16 protein-coding genes and 1 tRNA gene are annotated in these 20,505 nt (G+C 40.5%); 2 read left to right on the top strand and 15 right to left on the bottom strand.

Features of this window, described 5'->3' with window-relative positions; translation table 11 throughout:
* Positions 1 to 70: 70 nt before the first annotated feature.
* The 3 genes from A9P82_RS14525 to A9P82_RS14515 all read right to left on the bottom strand — a co-directional run bounded on the left by A9P82_RS14525 (position 71) and on the right by A9P82_RS14515 (position 2,058).
* Positions 71 to 1,180 carry a FecR family protein gene (locus tag A9P82_RS14525; RefSeq protein ID WP_066209040.1) on the bottom strand — a complete coding sequence of 370 codons (1,110 nt, stop codon included), beginning with the start codon at positions 1,178 to 1,180 and terminating at the stop codon, positions 71 to 73.
* Positions 1,181 to 1,248: 68 nt separating this feature from the next.
* Positions 1,249 to 1,818, bottom strand: coding sequence for an RNA polymerase sigma-70 factor (locus A9P82_RS14520; protein ID WP_066209038.1), 570 nt, complete (start codon positions 1,816 to 1,818; stop codon positions 1,249 to 1,251).
* A gap of 165 nt (positions 1,819 to 1,983) precedes the next feature.
* Positions 1,984 to 2,058, bottom strand: a tRNA-Val gene (locus A9P82_RS14515).
* Positions 2,059 to 2,221: 163 nt separating this feature from the next.
* On the opposite strand from A9P82_RS14515, the gene trxB reads away from it, so the two are divergent.
* Positions 2,222 to 3,163 carry a thioredoxin-disulfide reductase gene (trxB, locus tag A9P82_RS14510; protein WP_066209035.1) on the top strand — a complete coding sequence of 314 codons (942 nt, stop codon included), beginning with the start codon at positions 2,222 to 2,224 and terminating at the stop codon, positions 3,161 to 3,163.
* 121 nt (positions 3,164 to 3,284) lie between these two features.
* Entirely contained in the window at positions 3,285 to 3,641 is a 357-nt protein-coding gene (folB, locus tag A9P82_RS14505; protein ID WP_066209033.1) for a dihydroneopterin aldolase, read from the top strand.
* A 3-nt stretch (positions 3,642 to 3,644) separates the two neighbouring features.
* On the opposite strand, the gene A9P82_RS14500 is transcribed toward folB, so the two are convergent.
* The 12 genes from A9P82_RS14500 to A9P82_RS14450 form a co-directional block, all read right to left on the bottom strand.
* Positions 3,645 to 4,121 (bottom strand): Lrp/AsnC ligand binding domain-containing protein, encoded by a 477-nt coding sequence (locus tag A9P82_RS14500; protein ID WP_066209031.1) that lies wholly within the window; start codon positions 4,119 to 4,121, stop codon positions 3,645 to 3,647.
* A gap of 543 nt (positions 4,122 to 4,664) precedes the next feature.
* Complete coding sequence (locus A9P82_RS14495) at positions 4,665 to 5,048, bottom strand: hypothetical protein (protein ID WP_066209029.1); 384 nt, start codon at positions 5,046 to 5,048, stop codon at positions 4,665 to 4,667.
* 45 nt (positions 5,049 to 5,093) lie between these two features.
* On the bottom strand, positions 5,094 to 5,249 hold the full coding sequence (locus A9P82_RS15890) for a transposase (protein WP_456263921.1): 156 nt from the start codon (positions 5,247 to 5,249) through the stop codon (positions 5,094 to 5,096).
* On the bottom strand, positions 5,216 to 5,854 hold the full coding sequence (locus A9P82_RS14490) for an IS5 family transposase (RefSeq protein WP_197492187.1): 639 nt from the start codon (positions 5,852 to 5,854) through the stop codon (positions 5,216 to 5,218). The genes A9P82_RS15890 and A9P82_RS14490 overlap by 34 nt, the downstream gene beginning before the upstream one ends.
* A gap of 159 nt (positions 5,855 to 6,013) precedes the next feature.
* A complete protein-coding gene (locus A9P82_RS14485; RefSeq protein ID WP_231891172.1) occupies positions 6,014 to 7,771 on the bottom strand; it encodes a glycoside hydrolase family 35 protein in 1,758 nt (585 codons plus the stop codon).
* A gap of 341 nt (positions 7,772 to 8,112) precedes the next feature.
* The gene (locus tag A9P82_RS14480; protein ID WP_066209025.1) at positions 8,113 to 9,978 is read right to left on the bottom strand and encodes a glycoside hydrolase family 2 protein; all 1,866 of its coding nucleotides are present in this window, start codon (positions 9,976 to 9,978) and stop codon (positions 8,113 to 8,115) included.
* Positions 9,979 to 10,160: 182 nt separating this feature from the next.
* On the bottom strand, positions 10,161 to 11,705 hold the full coding sequence (locus tag A9P82_RS14475) for an alpha-N-arabinofuranosidase (RefSeq protein WP_066209023.1): 1,545 nt from the start codon (positions 11,703 to 11,705) through the stop codon (positions 10,161 to 10,163).
* Between the two features lie 211 nt (positions 11,706 to 11,916).
* Positions 11,917 to 12,918 (bottom strand): glycoside hydrolase family 43 protein, encoded by a 1,002-nt coding sequence (locus A9P82_RS14470; RefSeq protein ID WP_066209021.1) that lies wholly within the window; start codon positions 12,916 to 12,918, stop codon positions 11,917 to 11,919.
* A gap of 29 nt (positions 12,919 to 12,947) precedes the next feature.
* The gene (locus tag A9P82_RS14465; RefSeq protein WP_066209977.1) at positions 12,948 to 14,171 is read right to left on the bottom strand and encodes a DUF2264 domain-containing protein; all 1,224 of its coding nucleotides are present in this window, start codon (positions 14,169 to 14,171) and stop codon (positions 12,948 to 12,950) included.
* Between the two features lie 135 nt (positions 14,172 to 14,306).
* Entirely contained in the window at positions 14,307 to 15,251 is a 945-nt protein-coding gene (locus tag A9P82_RS14460; protein WP_231891171.1) for a glycoside hydrolase family 16 protein, read from the bottom strand.
* Positions 15,252 to 15,257: 6 nt separating this feature from the next.
* Positions 15,258 to 17,255, bottom strand: coding sequence for a RagB/SusD family nutrient uptake outer membrane protein (locus A9P82_RS14455; protein WP_066209019.1), 1,998 nt, complete (start codon positions 17,253 to 17,255; stop codon positions 15,258 to 15,260).
* A gap of 19 nt (positions 17,256 to 17,274) precedes the next feature.
* Positions 17,275 to 20,502, bottom strand: coding sequence for a SusC/RagA family TonB-linked outer membrane protein (locus A9P82_RS14450; protein ID WP_066209017.1), 3,228 nt, complete (start codon positions 20,500 to 20,502; stop codon positions 17,275 to 17,277).
* Positions 20,503 to 20,505 lie beyond the last annotated feature (3 nt).

Genomic DNA, 20,505 nt, shown 5'->3' with positions numbered 1-20,505 from the left:
CCAACTTTTGATCGCTCCGGTTGCCTCCGGGGCGATTTTTATGGAGTACCCGTCGTTTGTTCATAGTTCTTTAAGGCATGACGATAATTTTTTTGTTTTGTATTTTAAAATGGATTCCGCTCTTTTCTAAAATAGATAGCGCTTCGTCGATGTTGCTGCTGCGGGCAATACCCCCGCCGAAATGAACATCAGGTATTTTTCCTTCGTACTCAACATCCACATCGTACCATCGTGCCAGTTGCCGCATAATCGTTGCGAGACTGGCATTATGGAAAAGGAAATAACCGTCTTTCCAAGCAATTACTTTGCGTGCATCAACATTGGTTACGGACAAATTGCCGTCTTTTTCTACGGATTGCTCTCCGGGATGTAATAATACGCTTCCTACCTTGACTGCACCTTCTAGCAAGGTTACTCTGCGGTCCGGCTCATCCGCATACGCATTTACGTCGAAAGACGTTCCAATATCTTCAATTGTCTGATTGCCGGCATGTACCCGAAAAGGCTGCTTCGGACGGTGAGCTACTTCAAAATATACTTCACCGGTTATTGTTACTTCCCTTGTTCTTCCGGTAAATACGATCGGGTAGCTAATCGAAGAAGCTGCATTAAGCCAGACCTTCGTGCCATCCGACAGCACTAATTGATATTGCCCCCCGCGCGGTGTAGTAATCCTGTTGACCGCATCGACTGCTAATGTATTTTTAGCATCCCTTACTTTATATTCTATTTTACCATCCGCGGTTTTCTCTACCTCCATACCGCCTTGCTTTGCAAGAGTGCCCTTACCGGCATCTGTTAGTGTTACCTGACTGCCGTCAGCAAGTGTCAAAGTCGCTTTATTACCACCAGGCAGAATAACATTATTTTGAACAAGCGCATTGGTAGCTTGATTCTTTTGTTGCATATACAAAAAGCCGACAATCGCTAAAAGAAGGACTATGGATGCAGCTATAGTGTACCATAAACGGATACGCTTATGTTGTAATCTTCTATTAATGCGCCTTTCGATATTTTGCAGCATCAATTGCTTTAAAGCTGATTCCTTTTCTTTACCTAGTGTTTGTCTGGCAGATTCGTCTAACCGGCGATAATATTCCGCCAGCAAACGATCTTCCTGCTCGCTGCTATTACCACTCAGGTACCTGTCTAATAATCGAAAGAAAACGTCTTTTTCCATGGTTCTACATAGTATAGTACCAAAAAAGAAAGAAAGCCGACAAAAAAATAGGATTTTTTATTTAAAAATTAAAATTGGGTTAGTATAACAAGACAAGCAGAGATAGATAAACCTGTTTGAATCAACTTTAAAGATTTAGAAATCTTTCTTTCCACTGTTCTTTCCGAAACGCCCATTTGCTCCGCGATTTCTCTGTGGGTCATTTGTTCTGTTCGGCTGAGTCGGAAAATCTCCCGGCAATCTTCTGGCAGACTTTCTACCAACTTAAGGATCAGTTGCTGCTGTTCCTTATAAATAAGCGGATCGTCCATAATAATGTCAGTCGTGATCTTGCGCAGCCTTTCACACATAGCTTCATGCCATTTCACTTCACGCATTGCCTTGAATACTGAAAATCGGACGGATTGCTGCAGCCATGCTTTCAGATGACCAATATTCACCTCTTTTCTGCGCTGCCATAAGCTGAAAAAAACGTTCTGTACAGCGTCCTGTGCAGCATCTTCATCTTGCAAAATACGGTAAGCCGTACGCAGCAATACCTGCCAGTACCGCTCGTAAATCTCGGTAAATGCTGCCCGGTCTTCCTGTTTCAGAAGTTCAACCAACTGCTGATCCGTATGGTCTCGATATGTCGGCATGACAAAATAAAAGTGATAAAGCCCCCCTCAGTGCGGTAAAACTAAATGATTTTTTTCTGACATTAACAAATAATTATTTTTTAGAGTGGCAACATAGGTCAGATTAAATTGTTTGGAAAAAGAAAAAGCACCTACGAATTTTCTTCGTAAGTGCTTGATTTTCAGTGGGAGTTGACGGGGTCGAACCGCCGACCCTCTGCTTGTAAGGCAGATGCTCTAAACCAACTGAGCTAAACTCCCTCCCGTAATTGGAGTGCAAATATAGAGTGATATTTTTTTCTGCCAAATTTTTATGGGATTTTTTTTATTCCTTATCTCAAAAAACACCTTACCAAAACCCATTGGACCATAACTCAATTTAACAATTACATTCATTAATTTTGCATCTCAATTTAATTTCAACATGAGCGAAAAAGTACATTGTTTAATTATCGGTTCAGGTCCGGCAGGATACACTGCGGCAATTTATGCGGCGCGCGCCAATATGAAACCCGTATTATATCAAGGCATTCAGCCAGGCGGGCAATTGACCATTACAACAGAAGTAGAAAATTATCCCGGTTATCCCGAAGGCATTCAGGGACCGGAAATGATGATAGATTTTGAAAAACAGGCAAAAAGAATGGGCGCGGATATTCGTTACGGAATTGCTACGAAAGTAGATTTTTCGGGTTCTGTCCATAAAGTTCAGATTGATGAAAAAGACTGGATTGAAGCTGATACCGTAATTATTTCCACAGGCGCATCTGCCAAATGGTTGGGCTTGCCGAGCGAGCAACATCTCAATGGTTATGGCGTAAGCGCGTGTGCAGTGTGCGACGGATTTTTCTTCAAAGGAAAAGAAGTGGCAATTGTGGGCGCAGGCGATACGGCTTGCGAAGAAGCATTGTATCTTTCAAAATTGGCGACTAAAGTTCACATGATTGTACGTAAAGGCGAAGACGGAATGCGCGCCAGCAAAGTGATGCAGGACAGAGTGAAAGCTGCGGAAAATATTCAAATCTACTGGAACGCAGAAACCGATGAGATTCTGGGCGAGAAGAAAGTAGAAGGCGTACGTATCAAAAATATTCTGACGGGCGAGAAACAAGAAATTCCTTTAAGCGCTTTCTTTGTAGCAATTGGTCATAAACCGAACAGCGACATTTTTGCAGGTTATTTACAGCTTGATGATGCAGGCTACATTATTACTCAAGCGGGAACTTCCAAAACCAATGTTGCAGGCGTATTTGCCGCGGGCGACGTGCAAGACAAAATTTATCGTCAGGCTATCACAGCTGCAGGAAGTGGCTGTATGGCAGCGTTGGACGCAGAAAGATATTTGACGGAAAAAGGAATTCACTAATTTATCAATTAGTAATTAAGAATTAATAATTGAGCAACGTGTTACATTTCAATTTCAACGATTTGACGCGTTGCTCTTTCATTATCAAATTATCACATCTTCAAATTTTCAAATTAACAGAATGCTCAAAATAGAACTCCACAATTTATGGTTTCATGCCAATCACGGATTGTATGAAGAAGAAAAAGTTTTGGGCGGCGATTTTATGCTCGACGTCGAGATCTTATACAAACCCAAAGCCACGCCGCATCATATTTCCGAAACGGTTGATTATTCGGCAGTTTATAGTTTAATCAAATCGCATATGGCAAAACCCGAACCACTTTTGGAAACTTTAGCAATGAATATTACGAACGATATTTTGCATAAATTTCAACTCGCCGAAGAAGTTAGTTTAAGCATAAAAAAAATAAACCCGCCAATGATAGGCTTTACCGGAAACGTAAGTGTAACTTATACCGCAAAAAGAGAACAATAAATTTTACTCCTCATCTTCCAACACCTGCACATTTCGACTGAAACTTTCTTCAAGAGAAATCAACGTTTCAGTGCGTTCGATGCCTTTGATGTATTGCAACTTATCGTGCAGTACTTGTTTTAATTGCTGGATATCACGACAAACGATTTCGGCAAACATACTGTATGTACCTGTTGTGTAATTAAGGCGCACAATCTGCGGAATTTTTTCCAGCTCCTTTGCCACATCTTCGTACATCGAACTCTTTTGTAAATAAATTCCTACAAAAGAAATCACATCATAACCCAGTGTTTTAATGTTAATCGTAAGTCGCGAGCCTGTAACGATGCCCATTTCCTGCATTTTTTTTATGCGCACATGAATAGTTCCGCCGGAAACAAACAACTTCTTACCTAGATCGGCATAAGAAATCTCGGCGCTGTTTATCATTTCATCAATGATTTGATAATCCAGTTTATCCAAATTTAATTTATCACTCATAATTGCACCATTATTTAATTAATATTCAAATATATAAAATAATCATTAAACAATATCTATATTTTCATTTTTTTTGTTGAAAAATTTGAAATATAGAAATTACCGTTTTATTTTTGCATTGTCTTTATGATAAAGATGAGTTCTAAACATTGTGGGGTGATGAAATTTTTTGGCAGACATGCCCTCTCGTCTCGAGGGTGGGGACAACAGGATAAACAAAGCATAGAGCCTCTCGCAAGAGAGACCGGGATTGACCACCGGACTTTGTACTTTAGCTAACTGCCCCGTGTAGGTTCGACTCCTACCCCTACAGCAATCTAAAATCCTAATCAGTTGATATTTAATTGATTAGGATTTTTTATTTGAAATGTAGTGCAAATTGTAGTGCAGATTTGAGTATTTTTGATGCAAAAAGAAACAGAAATCTTTCGCAAGCGTATGCGCGTAATTGTATGTTTTGAGCGTGATTTTGATGTAAAGTAGCTGAAGGGTAATGAATAAAAAAACCACTCTTAGTAGAGTGATTTTAGTTAGTAATTTATCTTAATCTTCGGTTATCATTAGACTATACGAAGAGCTTGTACTTATTGATAAATTCACATCCCAACTGTTACCCACATTCAATGCTCCGCTATTCCCGGAATTATCCGAGTACGAAAATGACGGAGTTCCTGATGCAGTTGGGAGCATAAAAAGGTTAAAGTTTGAAAATGCAAATTGCGTCTGTTTTGTTTGGTGGAGAGGCACATCAATTGTCGTAAATCCCGAGCTTTGAATAAAAACATGCTCACTGGTTGAATTACTAATCGTTGCATTTATTAAGAAGGGGTTTAATCCGACCGCTTCGGCTTTATAATCACTGCTTTTCATTGAAGTAAAGCCAATAAGTAACAAAAGTCCTAAACAAATTACAATTGTCTTTTTCATAATTTTTGGATTTAGTTTTTAAGAAATGAGATACTAAGAACCTGTTTAAATTTTATTTGCCAAAAGTTTTATGGCGGATAGTTTGACGATTTCTTCGGAAGATTCCATTAGTAGTTCGTAATTGCGACATAATCTTCTGTCATTATCAAACCAAGAGAATGTTCTTTCTATAATCCATCTTTTAGAACGGGTTTGAAAGATTTGTCCGGCGGTTGCTTGCCCATGACAATTTTCAACAAATACCCGAATTTATTTTTAACGTCATCCACAATATCTCCGCGATACCCTCCGTCGGCAAGGATGACTTTAATACCGTGAAAATATTCTTTTAATACACGCATTAACCAAATTACAGCTTTGCTGTCATGAATGTGTGCCACCGTTACCATAACTGCCAGCAAAAAGCCATTCTTATCCACAACCACGTGCCGTTTGATGCCTTTCACTTTCTTATTGCCGTCATAACTTTTAAAAGAACGATTATTGCCCCAACGCACACTCTGACTGTCCATAATGGCTAATGTCGCTCGAGCTTTCTGACCTTTTCTGACCCTGATTATGCTGCGCAATTTTTCCAATATCAAATCATTCAACTCTTCATTAATCCACTTACGATAGTAATAATACACTATTTCCCAACGTGGAAAATCGTGCGGAAGCATCCGCCATTGACAACCTGTTTTTACCACATACATCAAGGCATTCCATACTTCTCTTAAATCATATTTACGGCATCTTGCCGTATTCAGATATTTTGATATAATTTGCCATCCGCTATCGCTTACATTGCTCGAGTAATTTGTCATACTGATTGAGTTTGTGATGATTCACAATTAGTACAACTATTCTTGCAAGCAGCGATAGCTTCTTAATATCTTATTGCTTCAGTACCAATTTTTCAACACCTTATTAAGTTTATTCATAATTTTAAACAGGCTCTTATTTTTAATTATATAGTGTGATTCTTATTGCAATTTGTCTAATACCGGCATTTTTATACCTTCTAATTTATCTTGTTCCGGCTTCAATAGTTCTAATACTTCAATTTCATTCTTTCCGTTTTTCAACCATTCCGCAGGCAGGTAAATCGTTTGCTGCGGACCCACATACCAATATCTTCCAAGATTATGACCGTTTACCCACACAACACCTTTTCCCCATTTGCTCATATCGAGATAAGTATCGGCAACGCTGTCTAAAACAAATGAACCTTTGCGCAAAACAGGAATATTACCTTGTACAAAATTCTTGTTGAAATGAATGGAATGAATATCATCGAACGGAAGACAATATTGTTCCCAATTATCCAATTCTTTTCCATTAAACAAAACGGTTTTTGTAATGCCTTTGAAATTCTGTAACAAGTACTTACCAAAATTTATTCGTCCCAGATTTTCCACTAAAATATCCAATGTATCTTTTCCTGCGGGCAATGATATTTCCAGGCTGTCTTGTTTCAAACGCCTGTCCAGCAAGCCTTTCCGCTCTCCGTTAATCATAATGACTGCGTAGTCGCGCAGGTCTTTTATCTTTAGTAAACCACTTTTTCCACCATCAACAATTGTTCTATAAAGTACAAAACCATAAGCCTGGTGCAGAGCTTCAAACGTCAAAGGATGTACGCTTTTCGTTGGTTTCGGAAGAATGTTGCGGATAGAAACAACGCTATCGAAATGAATATTATTGATTTCCATCGTAGGCTTGGTCGCAGGCACAGGCGGCAACTTTTCGTCTTTCGGTAAATGCTTTTCTATTACTGAACGGAAAGCAAAAAATTTCTTTGTAGGATTACCAGCTTCGTCCAATGGTGCATCATAATCATAGCTGCTTATCTGCGGTTCATAAGGCGTGTTGTCTTTATAATTTGCACCGTTCATAAATCCTCGCGTAGTGCCGCCGTGAAACATATACATATTGATAGACAGTCCTGCTTTCAATACTGCATCCAGTTTCATAGCATAACCTTCTGCAGGCACGGTATGATGCGGCGCGCCCCACCAGTCGAACCATGCAGGATACCATTCCGCAATCATAAACGGACCTTTGCCGTTGTGGTATTTTCTTACCGTATCTTTTACCGCTTGCGGGTTGTCCAAACCATTGACTGCAGGCAATAAGCCGGGCAAATATCCTTTTTTCAAATCCGCAGGAGGGTCACAGGTATAAAGCAATCCGTCGAAGCCGGCGTCGCGGAACATTTTTTCATTCAAAGCCAAATAATCTTTATCGCTGCCGTAGGAGCCGTATTCATTCTCAATCTGCACCATCAGAATATTGCCGCCGTGATTGATTTGCAAAGGCGCTAATTGCTTGCCAACTTCGTCAATATATTTTTTATATTCTTCGAGATATTGCTTTTCCTTGCTGCGCACAACAAGCCCTTTTTCATTTTGCAGCCAGTAAGGATAACCGCCGTATTCCCACTCGGCGCACACATACGGACTTGGACGAAGAATAACCCACAAATCCTCGTCCTGCGCGGCTTTCACGAAAGCCGCCACATCATTATTTCCGGTAAAATCGAACTTACCTTTTTCGGGTTCATTCACGTTCCAGAACACATACGTGCTGATGGTGTTCAAACCCATTGCCTTTGCGGCTTTCATGCGCGTGCGCCATGCTTCGCGCGGAATGCGCGGGTAGTGCATTTCGCCGGAAATAATTTGAAAAGGCTTGCCATCTAACAAGAAAACAGAATCGCCAAGAGCAAAAGTATGTTGCACTTTGTGTTGCGTTTTGCATGAGTAAAATGAAGTGCATAATGCGTAGCAAAAAAATAAAAATGGTGCGAAATGCCTGATGTGGTTGAATTTCATCCGTGTGATTTTTATCTGAAAAATGATTTAATATTTTTTGTTCTCTTCGTTTTTGATAATGTTTTAATTAGTATGGAAACGATTGTCGTCATGCCAAACTTGTTTCGGCATCTCCTGGCAAAAATCATTTCCGCACGACAAGAGATTCCTGCTTCCGCGGGAAATGTAAATTCGGCGAAGCCAATGACGGGCAGGCGTTATCCTATTTTACATTCATGTTCATGCTTATAAATTTTTAATTATTCATTCTACTGAACGCCTGGTCTGCCGTGTAATTGAATGTCTTTATAAAATTTTTGAAGAATGTAAAACGCTTCTTTCTTATTGCCCTTATCATCATACAAACCTTTGCGGTTCCAGCCATCCTGGTACAAAGGATTGTTGCGCTTGGGCGAACGAAAATCCGCCATTATCCAGGGCGACATTCCTACCCAATTATCCGGCATTCTGCACAACATTTTTATTTGTTCCCGGTAATACCAAGTCTGGTATTCTTCGCTGAACCGTGTAAGCGAATCAGCATGAAAACCATACTTCGCACCTGCACCTGTTTCGCTGATGAACAAAGGTTTATTGTAAGGCGTTGCCCAATTTGTTGTTCTGCATTTATCAGGCATTCCGCCGTACCAGCCGAGATATTCGTTGAAGGAAACCAAATCCACATAAGCGCCGAGCGGGTCGTCAATTTCATTGATATTTTTTCCCGAATTATAGTTTACTTCCAGCGCAGCGGAAACCATGCGTGTACTGTCCAAACCATGCGCACAATTAATTAATGAGTGCATAAAACCGGTGCGCACTTCACTCACAGGCGTTTCATTGCCTACCGACCAAATAATGATGCTGGCGCGGTTATGGTCGCGCGTAATCATTTCTTTTAATTGCGCTTCGGCTTTGTTGTAAACTTCTTTGTTTTTAAAATCGATTGTCCAGTATACAGGAATTTCCGACCACACCAGTATGCCCAAAGAATCTGCAAGCCTTGTCATGCTTTCATCGTGCGGGTAATGCGCGAGGCGAACCATATTGCAGTTCAGTTCTTTTGCCTGATTGAGTAATTGCAACACATCTTGCCTGCTCCATGCGCGACGAACGTCTTGTGGAATTTCTTCGTGAATAGCAATGCCGCGCATAAAAATGGGTTTGCCGTTCAGCAACACTTGCCGGTTGTATGCTTCAACCGTCCGGAAACCTATTTTATCTTTCAGCGTATCCGTTTTTGTTGTGATAATTACCTCGTATAATTTCGGATGTTCGGGCGACCAGAGTTGAATTTTCGGAAGCGTAAAACTGATATTTGTTTTTTGTGTAGTTATAGTAAATGTTTTTTTAAAAACCAGTTCGGGAATGGAAACCTCAGTGTTTTCGGTCATTCCAGGCTTTTGATTCAATTCAATCCATCCTTCAACTTTTGCATTTTTATCGGACGGAACGCTACCCGGTTTTTCTTTTTTCAAATGAATAAAAAAGTCCTGCACAAAAGTTTGCGGCTCTTCAATTAATAAAACGCTGCGCGTGATACCGCCGTAATTCCACCAATCGGTATTCAACGTAGGCACATCGTCTTTGTGGCGCGTATTGTTTACACGAACGATGAGGTAATTGTTTTTTTCTTTCAAAACGCTATCGGGAATTTCAAAATCAAACGGCGTGAAACCGCCTTCGTGCATTCCTAATTTTTTTCCGTTGAGATACACATCCGCACGGTAATTGACCGCACCGAAATACAAAAACACTTTATCATTCCTTTCTTTCTTTTTATAATCAAAAGATTTCTTGTACCAAACCGTTCCTTCGTAATAAATGAATTGCTTGTCCTGATGATTCCAATCGCCGGGAACTTTCAAACTATATTTATCGTTATAACCAAACTCTTTTAAGTCTGTTTTATTTTTAGGTTCATCTAAATTCCAATATGCCGCAGGATTTTTTTCATTCAACTCTTTATAACGATAATCGTAAAAGCCCGTTTCATAAGGATCAACAATATATTGCCATTTGCCGTTAAGGCTCGTGGTTACACGGTTTGGAACATCAGTGAGCAACGGCGATTGCGCAAAAGAAATCGCATTACTTAACAACAGGAAAATTAGTATGACTGATTTTTTATTCATCCGTATATTTTTTATTGTTTTTTAATTGTCGGATGGAACCTTGCTTATACATTTCCCTGTGTGAGAAAAATTATCATGCTCGGTTTCATTTTTAAATCATTATAAATTAAGAGCAATCGTTCGACTGCTGTGTGAAGCGTCTTCGCTTCACACGAATATTCTATCGCCTCATGGCGATTAAATTATCTCAAACTCAACAACACAACACTGTGTTTAGGCAAAGTAACTTCCAGTTGATTGCCTTGTTTTTTCGCACCAACAAAGACTTTCGTTACAACTTTATTTTTATCGTTAAATGTATTGATGTCGGTTACTTTATCGGCATCGAGTATTTGTCCTTTAATAGAATTATAATTTTTTCCATCAACATTTGCGCTTACGGTTATGTCATGCTCCGCATCTAAGTTTACCAATGTAATATGGATGGTTCCTGTTGAATCCAGCGATGCCGAAGCATTTACTGCCGGAATGCTGTCGTCATTCATTTTATATCCGGGTGTTGAAAGCTGCAGCGGAATGAGCTTTGCGTTTTGATGTACTTTATACATATCAAACACGTAATAAGTGGGCGTAAGCAACATCGCATTTCCTTTTGTAAGAATCAACGATTGCAGCACATTCACGGTTTGCGCGAGGTTTGCCATTCTTACCCTATCCGCATGATTATTGAAAATATTTAAAGTTGTTGCGGCAATCAGCGCATCGCGCAGGCTGTTTTGCTGCTCCAGAAAAGCCGGATTTGTTCCGGGTTCCGCGTCTGTCCACACGCCCCATTCATCAACCACTAAAGCCACTTTTTTCTGCGGGTCGTACTTGTCCATGATGGCAGAATGTTTGGTAACCAACTCTTCCATCTTCAAGCAATTCTTCATGGTGTTGAAATATTCTTTTTCATCAAACGCTGTTGCAGAGCCTTTGTGTCCCCAGTTTCCCGTAGGAATGGTGTAATAATGAAGGCTTAATCCCCACATCATATTGTGCGGAATTTCTCTCATCAGAACATCCGTCCAATGATAATTTTCATCGCCGGCACCGCTGGCAATTCTTTTTAAAGGCGCATTTTTATAACTCTTGGTAAATGTGGCATAGCGGCGGTACAAATCGGCATAATATTCGGGTTTCATGTTGCCGCCGCAGCCCCAGCTTTCATTACCTATGCCGAAAAAAGACACATCCCAGGGTTTACTTTGCCCATTCTTTTTTCTTAATTCCGTCATAGGACTGATGCCGTCGAAGTTCAGGTATTCCACCCACTGCGACATTTCCTGTACCGTGCCGCTTCCCATGTTTCCCGAAATATAAGGCTGCGTGTGCAAGAGCTTGCACAGCTCCATGAACTCGTGCGTGCCGAAGCTGTTATCTTCCGTAACGCCGCCCCAATTGGTATTGACCATTTTCGGTCTCTTCGCCGGCGCACCAATACCATCCATCCAATGATATTCATCCGCAAAGCAGCCGCCGGGCCAACGCAAATTGGGAATATGAATTTCGCGAAGCGCATCCACAACGTCCAAACGAATACGGTCTTGTTTCTTTACGGTCACAGAACTGTCCGTCCAAAAACCGTCATAGATACCGCGCCCGAGATGTTCGGAAAACATTCCGTAAATGTTACGATTGATGATGGTTTTGGCATCAGCAATGTTTGCGGAAACCGTTGCCGTTTCCTGTGAATAAACAAACACAGACGTGCAAATAAAAGTGAATGCTAAGAGGATTTTTTTCATAAAAATAAATTATTCAGTTCGTCTTCAAATTTTATATAAAAAGTTTTGAGATTTCTCGCTTCGCTCGAAACGATGTAGTCTTTGATTTTATTAATTTATCTGCTGATATGCAAAACATTTAAAACATCCGCGCCGTATTTCGACGAGGAACGAGGAGAAATCTCAACCAACATTATTTTTCAAAATCAAGTTTTTAAATATTAATGAAATTTTATTTTTTATTAAAGACATCAAGATTCCACGTATCATACCAATCGATGTGAACATCATCGCCTGAAAATTCTATCGGAAGAAAATGATAGCGGCTGTCTTCAAGATTTCTCGGATTCCATTTATCGCCTACGTAAATGAAACTGTTTTTCTTTTTCGGCAACGGAAAAATAAATGCGGACTGCCCGCCAAATGTGATGTTGCTGTCTTTACCGCGCATAGGATTGCCAACGATTTTCCATTCGCCATACAAATTATCGGCAACGCGCATAATCGCTTTGTTGGATGCCCAACCCGTGCAGGCACTTGTAATAAGATAATATTTTTTGTTGTATTTGAAAATGGCAGGTGCTTCGCGATGTGCAGAAAAAAGCAATGAGTCTTTTGCAGTTACATTTAAATAATCATCAGTCAGCTTTACAATACGCATATCATAATTTTCTCTGGAAGAATAAATCTCATAAGCACTTCCGTCATCATCCACATAAACCGTCATATCGCGCGACATATTGCCGTTGGGACGAAAACTGCGGACAAATTTATAAGGTCCCGTGATGCGGTCGCTGACGGCAACACCCACTTTTGCCGCGCCATAACCTTTGCCTCTTACTTCTACATGAAACCACATAACGAACTTTTTAGTCTTTCGGTTAAAAATCACTTTCGGCCGTTCCATAATGCCACCCCAGGCGATATCGCTTGTAGTATCATCGGAATGTGCCAACGCAAGCCCTTCCGGTTTCCAATTGTATAAATCCTTGGATGAATATACATTTACACCTAATGACTGGTGTGCATTTCTTTTCTCTCCGAACCAATAATACGTTTTGTTGTAATACACAATGTTTCCTCCGTGTGCATTGATGGTGTCGCCATTGATATCAAGCCAAATTTCGCCTACATGAAATTGGTTATACTTTGCTGTTTGCGCATGACCATAAAAACAAGTCATTGCGAATAAAAACAGCAAACAGAAGAACAGACATTTCATTTTTATATTCATTATTAACTTTTTAATTGTTAAATATACAATTATCTTAAATCCAATGCATGGTCGCCGGAATAATCTTCTTCGTTCCATATTGCTTTTTCAGACCAATCTTTTGCAGGCTCCGACCAAAAAGGTGCGCCCGGCGACAAGCCCAACGGTAGAAAAATTTCCGTGCACAAATACAAGCTGCCTTGTGTATTATACACATCTGCCTGTCCGGGTTGATTTCCGTCAAGACCAATGACGAGCCATCCGTTTTTGTCAAATGTTCCTTGCGCCGTCAATGTTTTTTTCATTACGGCATTCAAGGCTTCGCGCACTTGTCCGGCGCTCAAATTTTTCGGCAATTGTTCATGCAATGCCATATTCGCCAAATGATGAAACGCGCCGCAGCGATAAACAATTGACCTGCCGAATGCAGGAAAACTTCCGTCTGAATTTATGGAACGTTCCTGTATCTGCGAATAACGATTGTTGATGGCGGCGAGGCGTTGTTGTTCCCATTTGTACCTGCCCGTTTTTGCATTAACAATATCAATAATTTCTTTTAAGAAAGGTTGAATCACGTAACTGTTGTAATAATCAAGATGAAAATTCATTCCGTCGGAAAACATGCCGTCGCCTACGTACCAATGCTGCATAAATTCCCGCACGCCGTACTCAATTCTCAATGGTTCATAGTCGTAACCATACTTACAAAAAAATGCCTCTATCATGCCGCTGAACAAAATCCAATTGCTGTAAACAGGAATGATTTTTCTTGTAAGCGTTAAACAATGAACCACATTATTCTTTACGGCATCGTCCAAATGCTCCCATAACCAGGGACAACGAATTAATCCCAACGCGAGATAAGAAGCGTCCACTACAGGCTGCCCGCCTTTGTCCCAAACCATGTAATCTTTTTTGGTAGAATCTGTTGCATTGGCAATCGCTTTGATTGCCCAAGTTCTATATTGTGCTCTCAGCTTTGTTTCTTCTGCAGATCCGCCATCTGATTGCAGCCAAGGCGCAATGCCGCTCAATGTTCTTCCCAATGCTTCGAGATACTGGTCGGCAATTCTTCCTTTAGGGTTGTCGCTGACGGGCGAAATTTCCACAGGCATTTTTTCTTTCAGCTCATCGTTTGCCAAATTATAAAAAACAGGACGCGCGATTTTATCGAGCATTTGCAACCATTCGCTACGTTCGTTTGTTGTTTGCTGCGCCGAAAGACTGCAGACACACAACAGCAAAAGCGCATTCAGTAAAAATATTTTTCGCATATATATCATTTATACTATTACATTTTTTAAAAACAAAGCTTTTCCGAATAGCTGAAATTCCGGTTTGCCTCTTCTCTGTTATTCTTTATAAACAGCCTTACCGAAAAAATCGGAATTAAAGAGAAAGATACATATTTATTCTTTCTGATAAACTCTGACATAATCTATTTCGTACCGCTTCGGAAATATAGTTTCGTCGGGGCTTCCGCCATTGTCCCCGCCGATTGCAAGATTGAGCAAAATATAATGCGGCTGCATAAACGGATTGCTTCCATCGGGATTGTATAAACTGTCCAACGGTACTTTGTTCATTAAAATATCATCCACATACAATCTTATTTCTTTCTTATCCCAATCCATCCGCCATACATGAAATTTATTGCTCCAATCTTTTGTGTTGAAAGAACTGATGAGCCTTCTGTTGCTGTACCATTTGGCAACCGACGGCTTGTTTGTTCCGCATGCGATGTTCGCCAAAAGATGTTCACGATAGTATTCCATAATGTCAATTTCGCCATTTGAAGGCCAAGGCTTGCTAACGCCAAGCGTCCAGAATGCAGGCCATAAGCCACCCGATGTGTCAAATCTTGCACGCATTACAAACCTGCCGTACTGCCAGCTTTTATGCACACGCGTGTTAAGACTTGCAGATGTATAGTTTATCCATTGCCTGTTACTTTTCCAATTGCTGCTTCCCTCTTTGTAATTCGGATTCGGGATATGTACCCGCTTTGCCTCAATTACCAGTTTTCCATCTTTACAATACGCATTTTCGGACCGGTACCATTGATCTTCATGATTGCGCACAAAGCCTTTTTCATAACTCCATACCGAAGAATCGGGCGCGCCCTCTTTATTAAATTCATCAGCCCAAACGAGTTTATAACCATCCTTCCCGTTATGGCTGAAAGAATAAAGAACGCCTGCAAACAGCAAGGCAAAAACTGTAAAAATATATCTGTTTAACATAGCTCTAAGATAGGATTGCCATAGGAATCCGGCTTCCACTTTTTTATCAATTAAAACACGAATATTGCTCTTTATATACAAATAAGTCCATGCATCCAATATGGCATACATGTATTCTTAATCGGTTGCTCCTGTTCCAGCCTGCGTTGACCATCCCGGATTCTGATAAATGGGCGATGTAGAGAGGTCGTCTCCCTGGGCTGTTATAGTAAAATGTTCTGCGGCAATCGGACTTAAGTAATGCGCCATCGTCCACTTCACACCATTATAACCGGTTGAATTTCCAAGTATTTCATAAGGCCTTAAATATGGACTTAACGCGGGGTCGGAAACAACTGCCGCCGAATTACTTGCGCCATAAACAAGTTCGCTGCTTGTATACCAATTTTTCATTGGCCCCCATAACTTAAATCCTTCGATATGCGCAGGCGTAGTAATCAACTGGTCTAATGCCCTCCAACGTTTTAAATCCATAAAACGAAGCCCTTCAGCCATCAGTTCATCACGCCGTTCTCGCCGGATATTGTATAAAGTAGGGTCTATTAATTTCCCTGCAGAATAGGCTCCCCAGTCGCCGGTCTCTTCAGACATATTCGTAGCGGCAATTGTTTTATCAACGTCTGTGCTTACCTTAGCCCTTTCCCGTATTTGTGTCCAATAATTTCTGGCATCCCCATCCAAAGACCCGTTCTTTTCGTAGCAGGCTTCTATGTAATTCAAGTATGCTTCAACTGCCCTAAATATAATTAAACCTGTATATCCTTGCCCGTTTCCTGCCTGAGCGCCATCATAATTAAGACCTTTCCTGATGGCATAACCTGTGGTGTATTTTTGTTCGGCGCTTGACACCCAAATTTCCGGAATAGGTTCAATTACAGTAGCATGGTCGCCCGCTGTAGTATTCAGCAAAACATTGGTATCTCCCGGTTGCTTTAAAAATAATTGCAGTCTATCGTCTCTGCCTATTTTTACAGATTGAATAGAATCATCTCCCTGATACCCGCTTCCGGCAGCATAAATCGGTAATCCGTTAGACATTAAAAAACTTTCCACCATACTTCTTGTAGTTCCTATTCCGTCATTTCCTAACTCTTCATACACTTGCACATTGTGAGTGAGTCCAAGCGCCTTGCTGTATTGTCTCCAAAGTAGTACTTCGCCATAACCTGACATATCGACGGCTCCAAACATACTGAAATAGGGATTTTCATTATTGGGCGATTGTATAATACCTGTGTTGGAAACTAAAGGAACTGCATCGGCAACCAATTTCGCCGCCGACATTGCTTCTCCGAGAAAATATTGTATTTCATTGTCAATACTACCGGATTGAAACTGGTAATTTGCATTATAATCTTTACCGGCGCCGGGCCAATTGGGACCATTCGGCACAAAAGCCGTACCTTTAAAGTATTTCAACCATGTTCCTTCATATAAAGCCACCCGGGACTTAAACAACTCCGCACAGGCTTTTGAAATCCTGTTCTTTTTCCCGTCAGGAGAAACATCTTTCAACAATGTAATAGCCGAGTCTAAATCAGAAAGAATAAAACGCGCTACTTCAGAGCATGGCTGCCTTTTGCTTTCTACTGTCAAAGTATCTTTGTTGTCGGGCAAGGTTGTTCTCAATATCGGGAAGTCTCCCAACGCCTGCAACTTATTGAAATACACATATGCTCTGAGAAAGTATATTTCACCAATATCATGTTTAATATTGTCAGCATCTCCCGTAATTTTTCCACTTGTCCATTTCGGCAATACTGTTTCAAGAAAATAATTCAACTGATAGATAGTAGTAAAATCCCAATCTCCACCGGTTGCACCAACCAGCCACAAGCCCGGAGCATATTTATTATCCATACTCATTCCCGACATATTATCTGTATTGGCATCAATGCCAAATGAACCAAATGAATAATTGGCAATTCCGGGAAGAACGGACGGATATTGCCCAAGAACATACGCAGATAGTTGGGATTCATCATTCAGATAATCATCTGGCGTAATGTTTGACAATGGTGTCTTATCAAGAAATTTTTTGCAAGATGATATCATTACAAAAGCCATTAATAAAAATGGTAGCCACCATCCGTTTATTTTATTAGAATATTTCATCAGTATAATTTTTATTTTGTTAGAATGTAATACTTAAACCTCCAGATAACACTTTTTGCAAAGGATAAACATCTCCGCCTGAGCCGCCATCCACAGTTTCAGGGTCAAACATTTTTGCCATTTTTGTTCCTGTCCACAGGTTTTCTCCCGATACATAAAAGCGAATTGTTTCGATGCCCCATTTCTTTACTAAAGAAGATGGTAAGGTATAACCGACTTGTATATTCTTCAATCGTATATAAGCCGCATTTTGTAAATATCGTGTTTGTACCTGTTCATTTTTATCACTAAACAAAGGGCGAGGATAATATGAATTCAGGTTCAACCCAAGCGGGTCATCCGGGTCATTGCGGAAATAGTTTTCGTGTTGTACGAATCCGTCCGCCCACCACTGACCGGCGCCTGTTGTACCCCAGAAGAAAGGGCTTCCCTGCCAAATCTCCCTTTTCATAACTCCTTGGAAAAACAGATTCACGTCAAACCCTTTCCAACTTGCATTGGCCGTAAATCCGAATGTATAGCGCGGAGTATTATTACCTATAACGTGTAAATCTCCGGGATCGCTTACAGTTCCTTTTCCTGAACTCAATTTACCGTCCTTGTTATAGTCGGCATACATAATATCTCCAGCGCTCCACTGAGAACCAAGAGAACTTTGACCACCGTCGAGCGTAGCTAAATGTGTATCCATTTCTTCTTGGGTCTTAGCAATTCCTATGGTAGTATACCCCCATATTTCCCCAAGCTTACGACCTTGCACATAAGTACTTAACAATCCTGTGGGATTAGGATATTTGGTAACAATTGTCTGGTCGTCCGATAATTGAAAATGTAAATTATAAGCCAATCCATTGTTAAGATGGTCGCTCCAAGTAATTTCCGTTTCAATACCGTAAGTTTTCAAATCGGTATTATTTGTTTGCGGAACAGCCGTTCCTAAAATAACAGGAAGTTCAGGCGCCGGACCTACCATATTTTTAGTTCTTCTGGTAAACCAGTCAAAAGAACCTGTCAGTCGGTTATTGAACATACTCAAATCAACCCCCAAATTATAGCTTTCGATACTTTCCCAGGTAAGTGTAGAACTTACAAGCCCGGGTGCAGTTGCGGTGTTAGGCATTGCTCCATTAACCAGCCACGTACCATTGGCTGTTCCGATAGGCATTGTAACATAGGTAGGATACCAGTTATTGGTATTTTCATTTCCCAGTTTACCATAAGAAGCCCTGATTTTAAATGTATTTATTACATTATCAATTCCTTTCCAAAAAGCCTCTTTTGCAACGTTCCACCCTAAAGAAAGAGAAGGCGATAATATCCAACGATTATCTTCTCTGAAACGGGAAGACCCGTCATCACGAATATTACCTTCTAATAGGTACTTTTCTTTGTAATCATAATTAAGACGTCCAAAAAAACCGGCAGTTGACCATGCCTGATACTGTCCGGTCACTGCCGGTGTTATAGGCACTCCGTTAGGGTCGGTGCCAGAGGTTGTATTAATAGTGGAAATTGCGGGAACAATAATTCCGTTACGCTGAACGCTTACATCCCTGTATTTGGTAGATTCCGATTGAAAGCCCCCCATCATTTTAAAATGGTGTTCATTTTTAATGTTCCAGGCATATTCCGAATAAGCATTATAATTGAAATAATCCTGTTTATAACCATATTCATATACATTGGAACTGTTTGAATAAACGTATGGTTCGCCGTTTACATCGTGATTATAGAGTTCCTGCGAATCCCAATGACGAAAAACTATTTGTGAACGATAATTTCCGATAGCATATATTTTCCATCCTTTTAAAGGTTCGATTGTAATTTGTAATTGTTGGTAATCCCAATCGGTTTGGGTATTATCTTTCCCACCTTCAGCCATGGCTAATGCAGGAGAAGGCGAACTGTATAAAAAACCATTTGGGTCATAGAGCGGCAACGTAGGCCAGCCTTGCCGCGCCAAATCCTGATAAAAACCATTTGTCAAAGCCGCAGGTCTTTGATAGCTTTCATGGAGATACCTGTTGCTGTACCCTGCCGATACATAGTTGTTAATTTTTGTATTGATTTTGGCAGTAGCGCCATAACGGCGATAAAAATCCTGATTAAATTGCATCAATCCATTTTGGCTCATGTAATTTCCGGAAACATAGTATGTGGTGTTCTGATTACCACCACTTACACTTATATTATGTTCTTGAGATGGCGATTGGCTTCTATACATTGCTTTATACCAATCTACGTTAGCATTTCCATAGGCATATCCATCTGCCCAACGAGTAGGATTATTAATGTCAGAGATAATATCATCCGTTATTTTCCCTGCCTGATAATCCAAGATTCTTTGAAGATGGGTAGAATCAAAAAATGCGCTGCTACCACTATTTACATTAGCGGCATTAATATAGAGCGCCCAGGTGTAAGAGTCCATCTGCTGAGGCAATAGTAGAGGGCGTGAAGAGCGGAAGTTATTATTGTAATTTACTTTTGATTTTCCTACACTTCCTTTTTTGGTAGTAATTAAAATTACCCCAAAAGCTGCACGGCTGCCATAAATAGCGGAAGCTGAAGCATCTTTCAAAACAGATATACTTTCCACATCCTGAGGGTTTATAGCAGTAATTGAGCCTTCCATACCATCAATCAAAACTAATGGTGCGGAGGATGATGTTCCAATCGTTCCGGTACCACGAATATTAATACTTGGTGTAGATTCCAGAGAGCCGTTATTCTGAGAAATATTCAATCCGGGAACTGTACCTTCTAGCGCCTGTGACAAACTCTGAACCGGTCGATTAGCAATATCCTTCATATTAACTGTGCTTACGGCACCCGTTAAATCTACCCTCTTTTGAGTACCGAAACCAACCACCACCACGTCATTTAACGTTTGTGATTCATTTTCCTGCAACACTACATGAATCTCCGATTGTCCATTGATCGCAATAGTTTGCGTTTTATAGCCGATAATTGAAAACATCAAACTATCGGAAGAATTCGCATGTAAGTCAAATTGACCGCTGCTATCTGTAATAGTTCCGGCTTTAGTGGCAAGCACAACCACAGAAACATTGGGAAGCGGTACATTGCGACCATTAACAACCGTACCCTGAATCGTTTTTCCTGTTTGAGCCGCTGCATCATCAATAAAAATAGCGAGCATTGATAATGCAACCAAGATTCTGGCAATCAAAAGCTTACCGCCAGGTTTTGCACAAGAAAGAAATGTAGTTTTTCTTTTTTTCATATA

The organism is Arachidicoccus sp. BS20 (genome assembly GCF_001659705.1).
Classification (GTDB): domain Bacteria; phylum Bacteroidota; class Bacteroidia; order Chitinophagales; family Chitinophagaceae; genus Arachidicoccus.
This window is presented reverse-complemented; position numbering and strand designations above follow the sequence as displayed.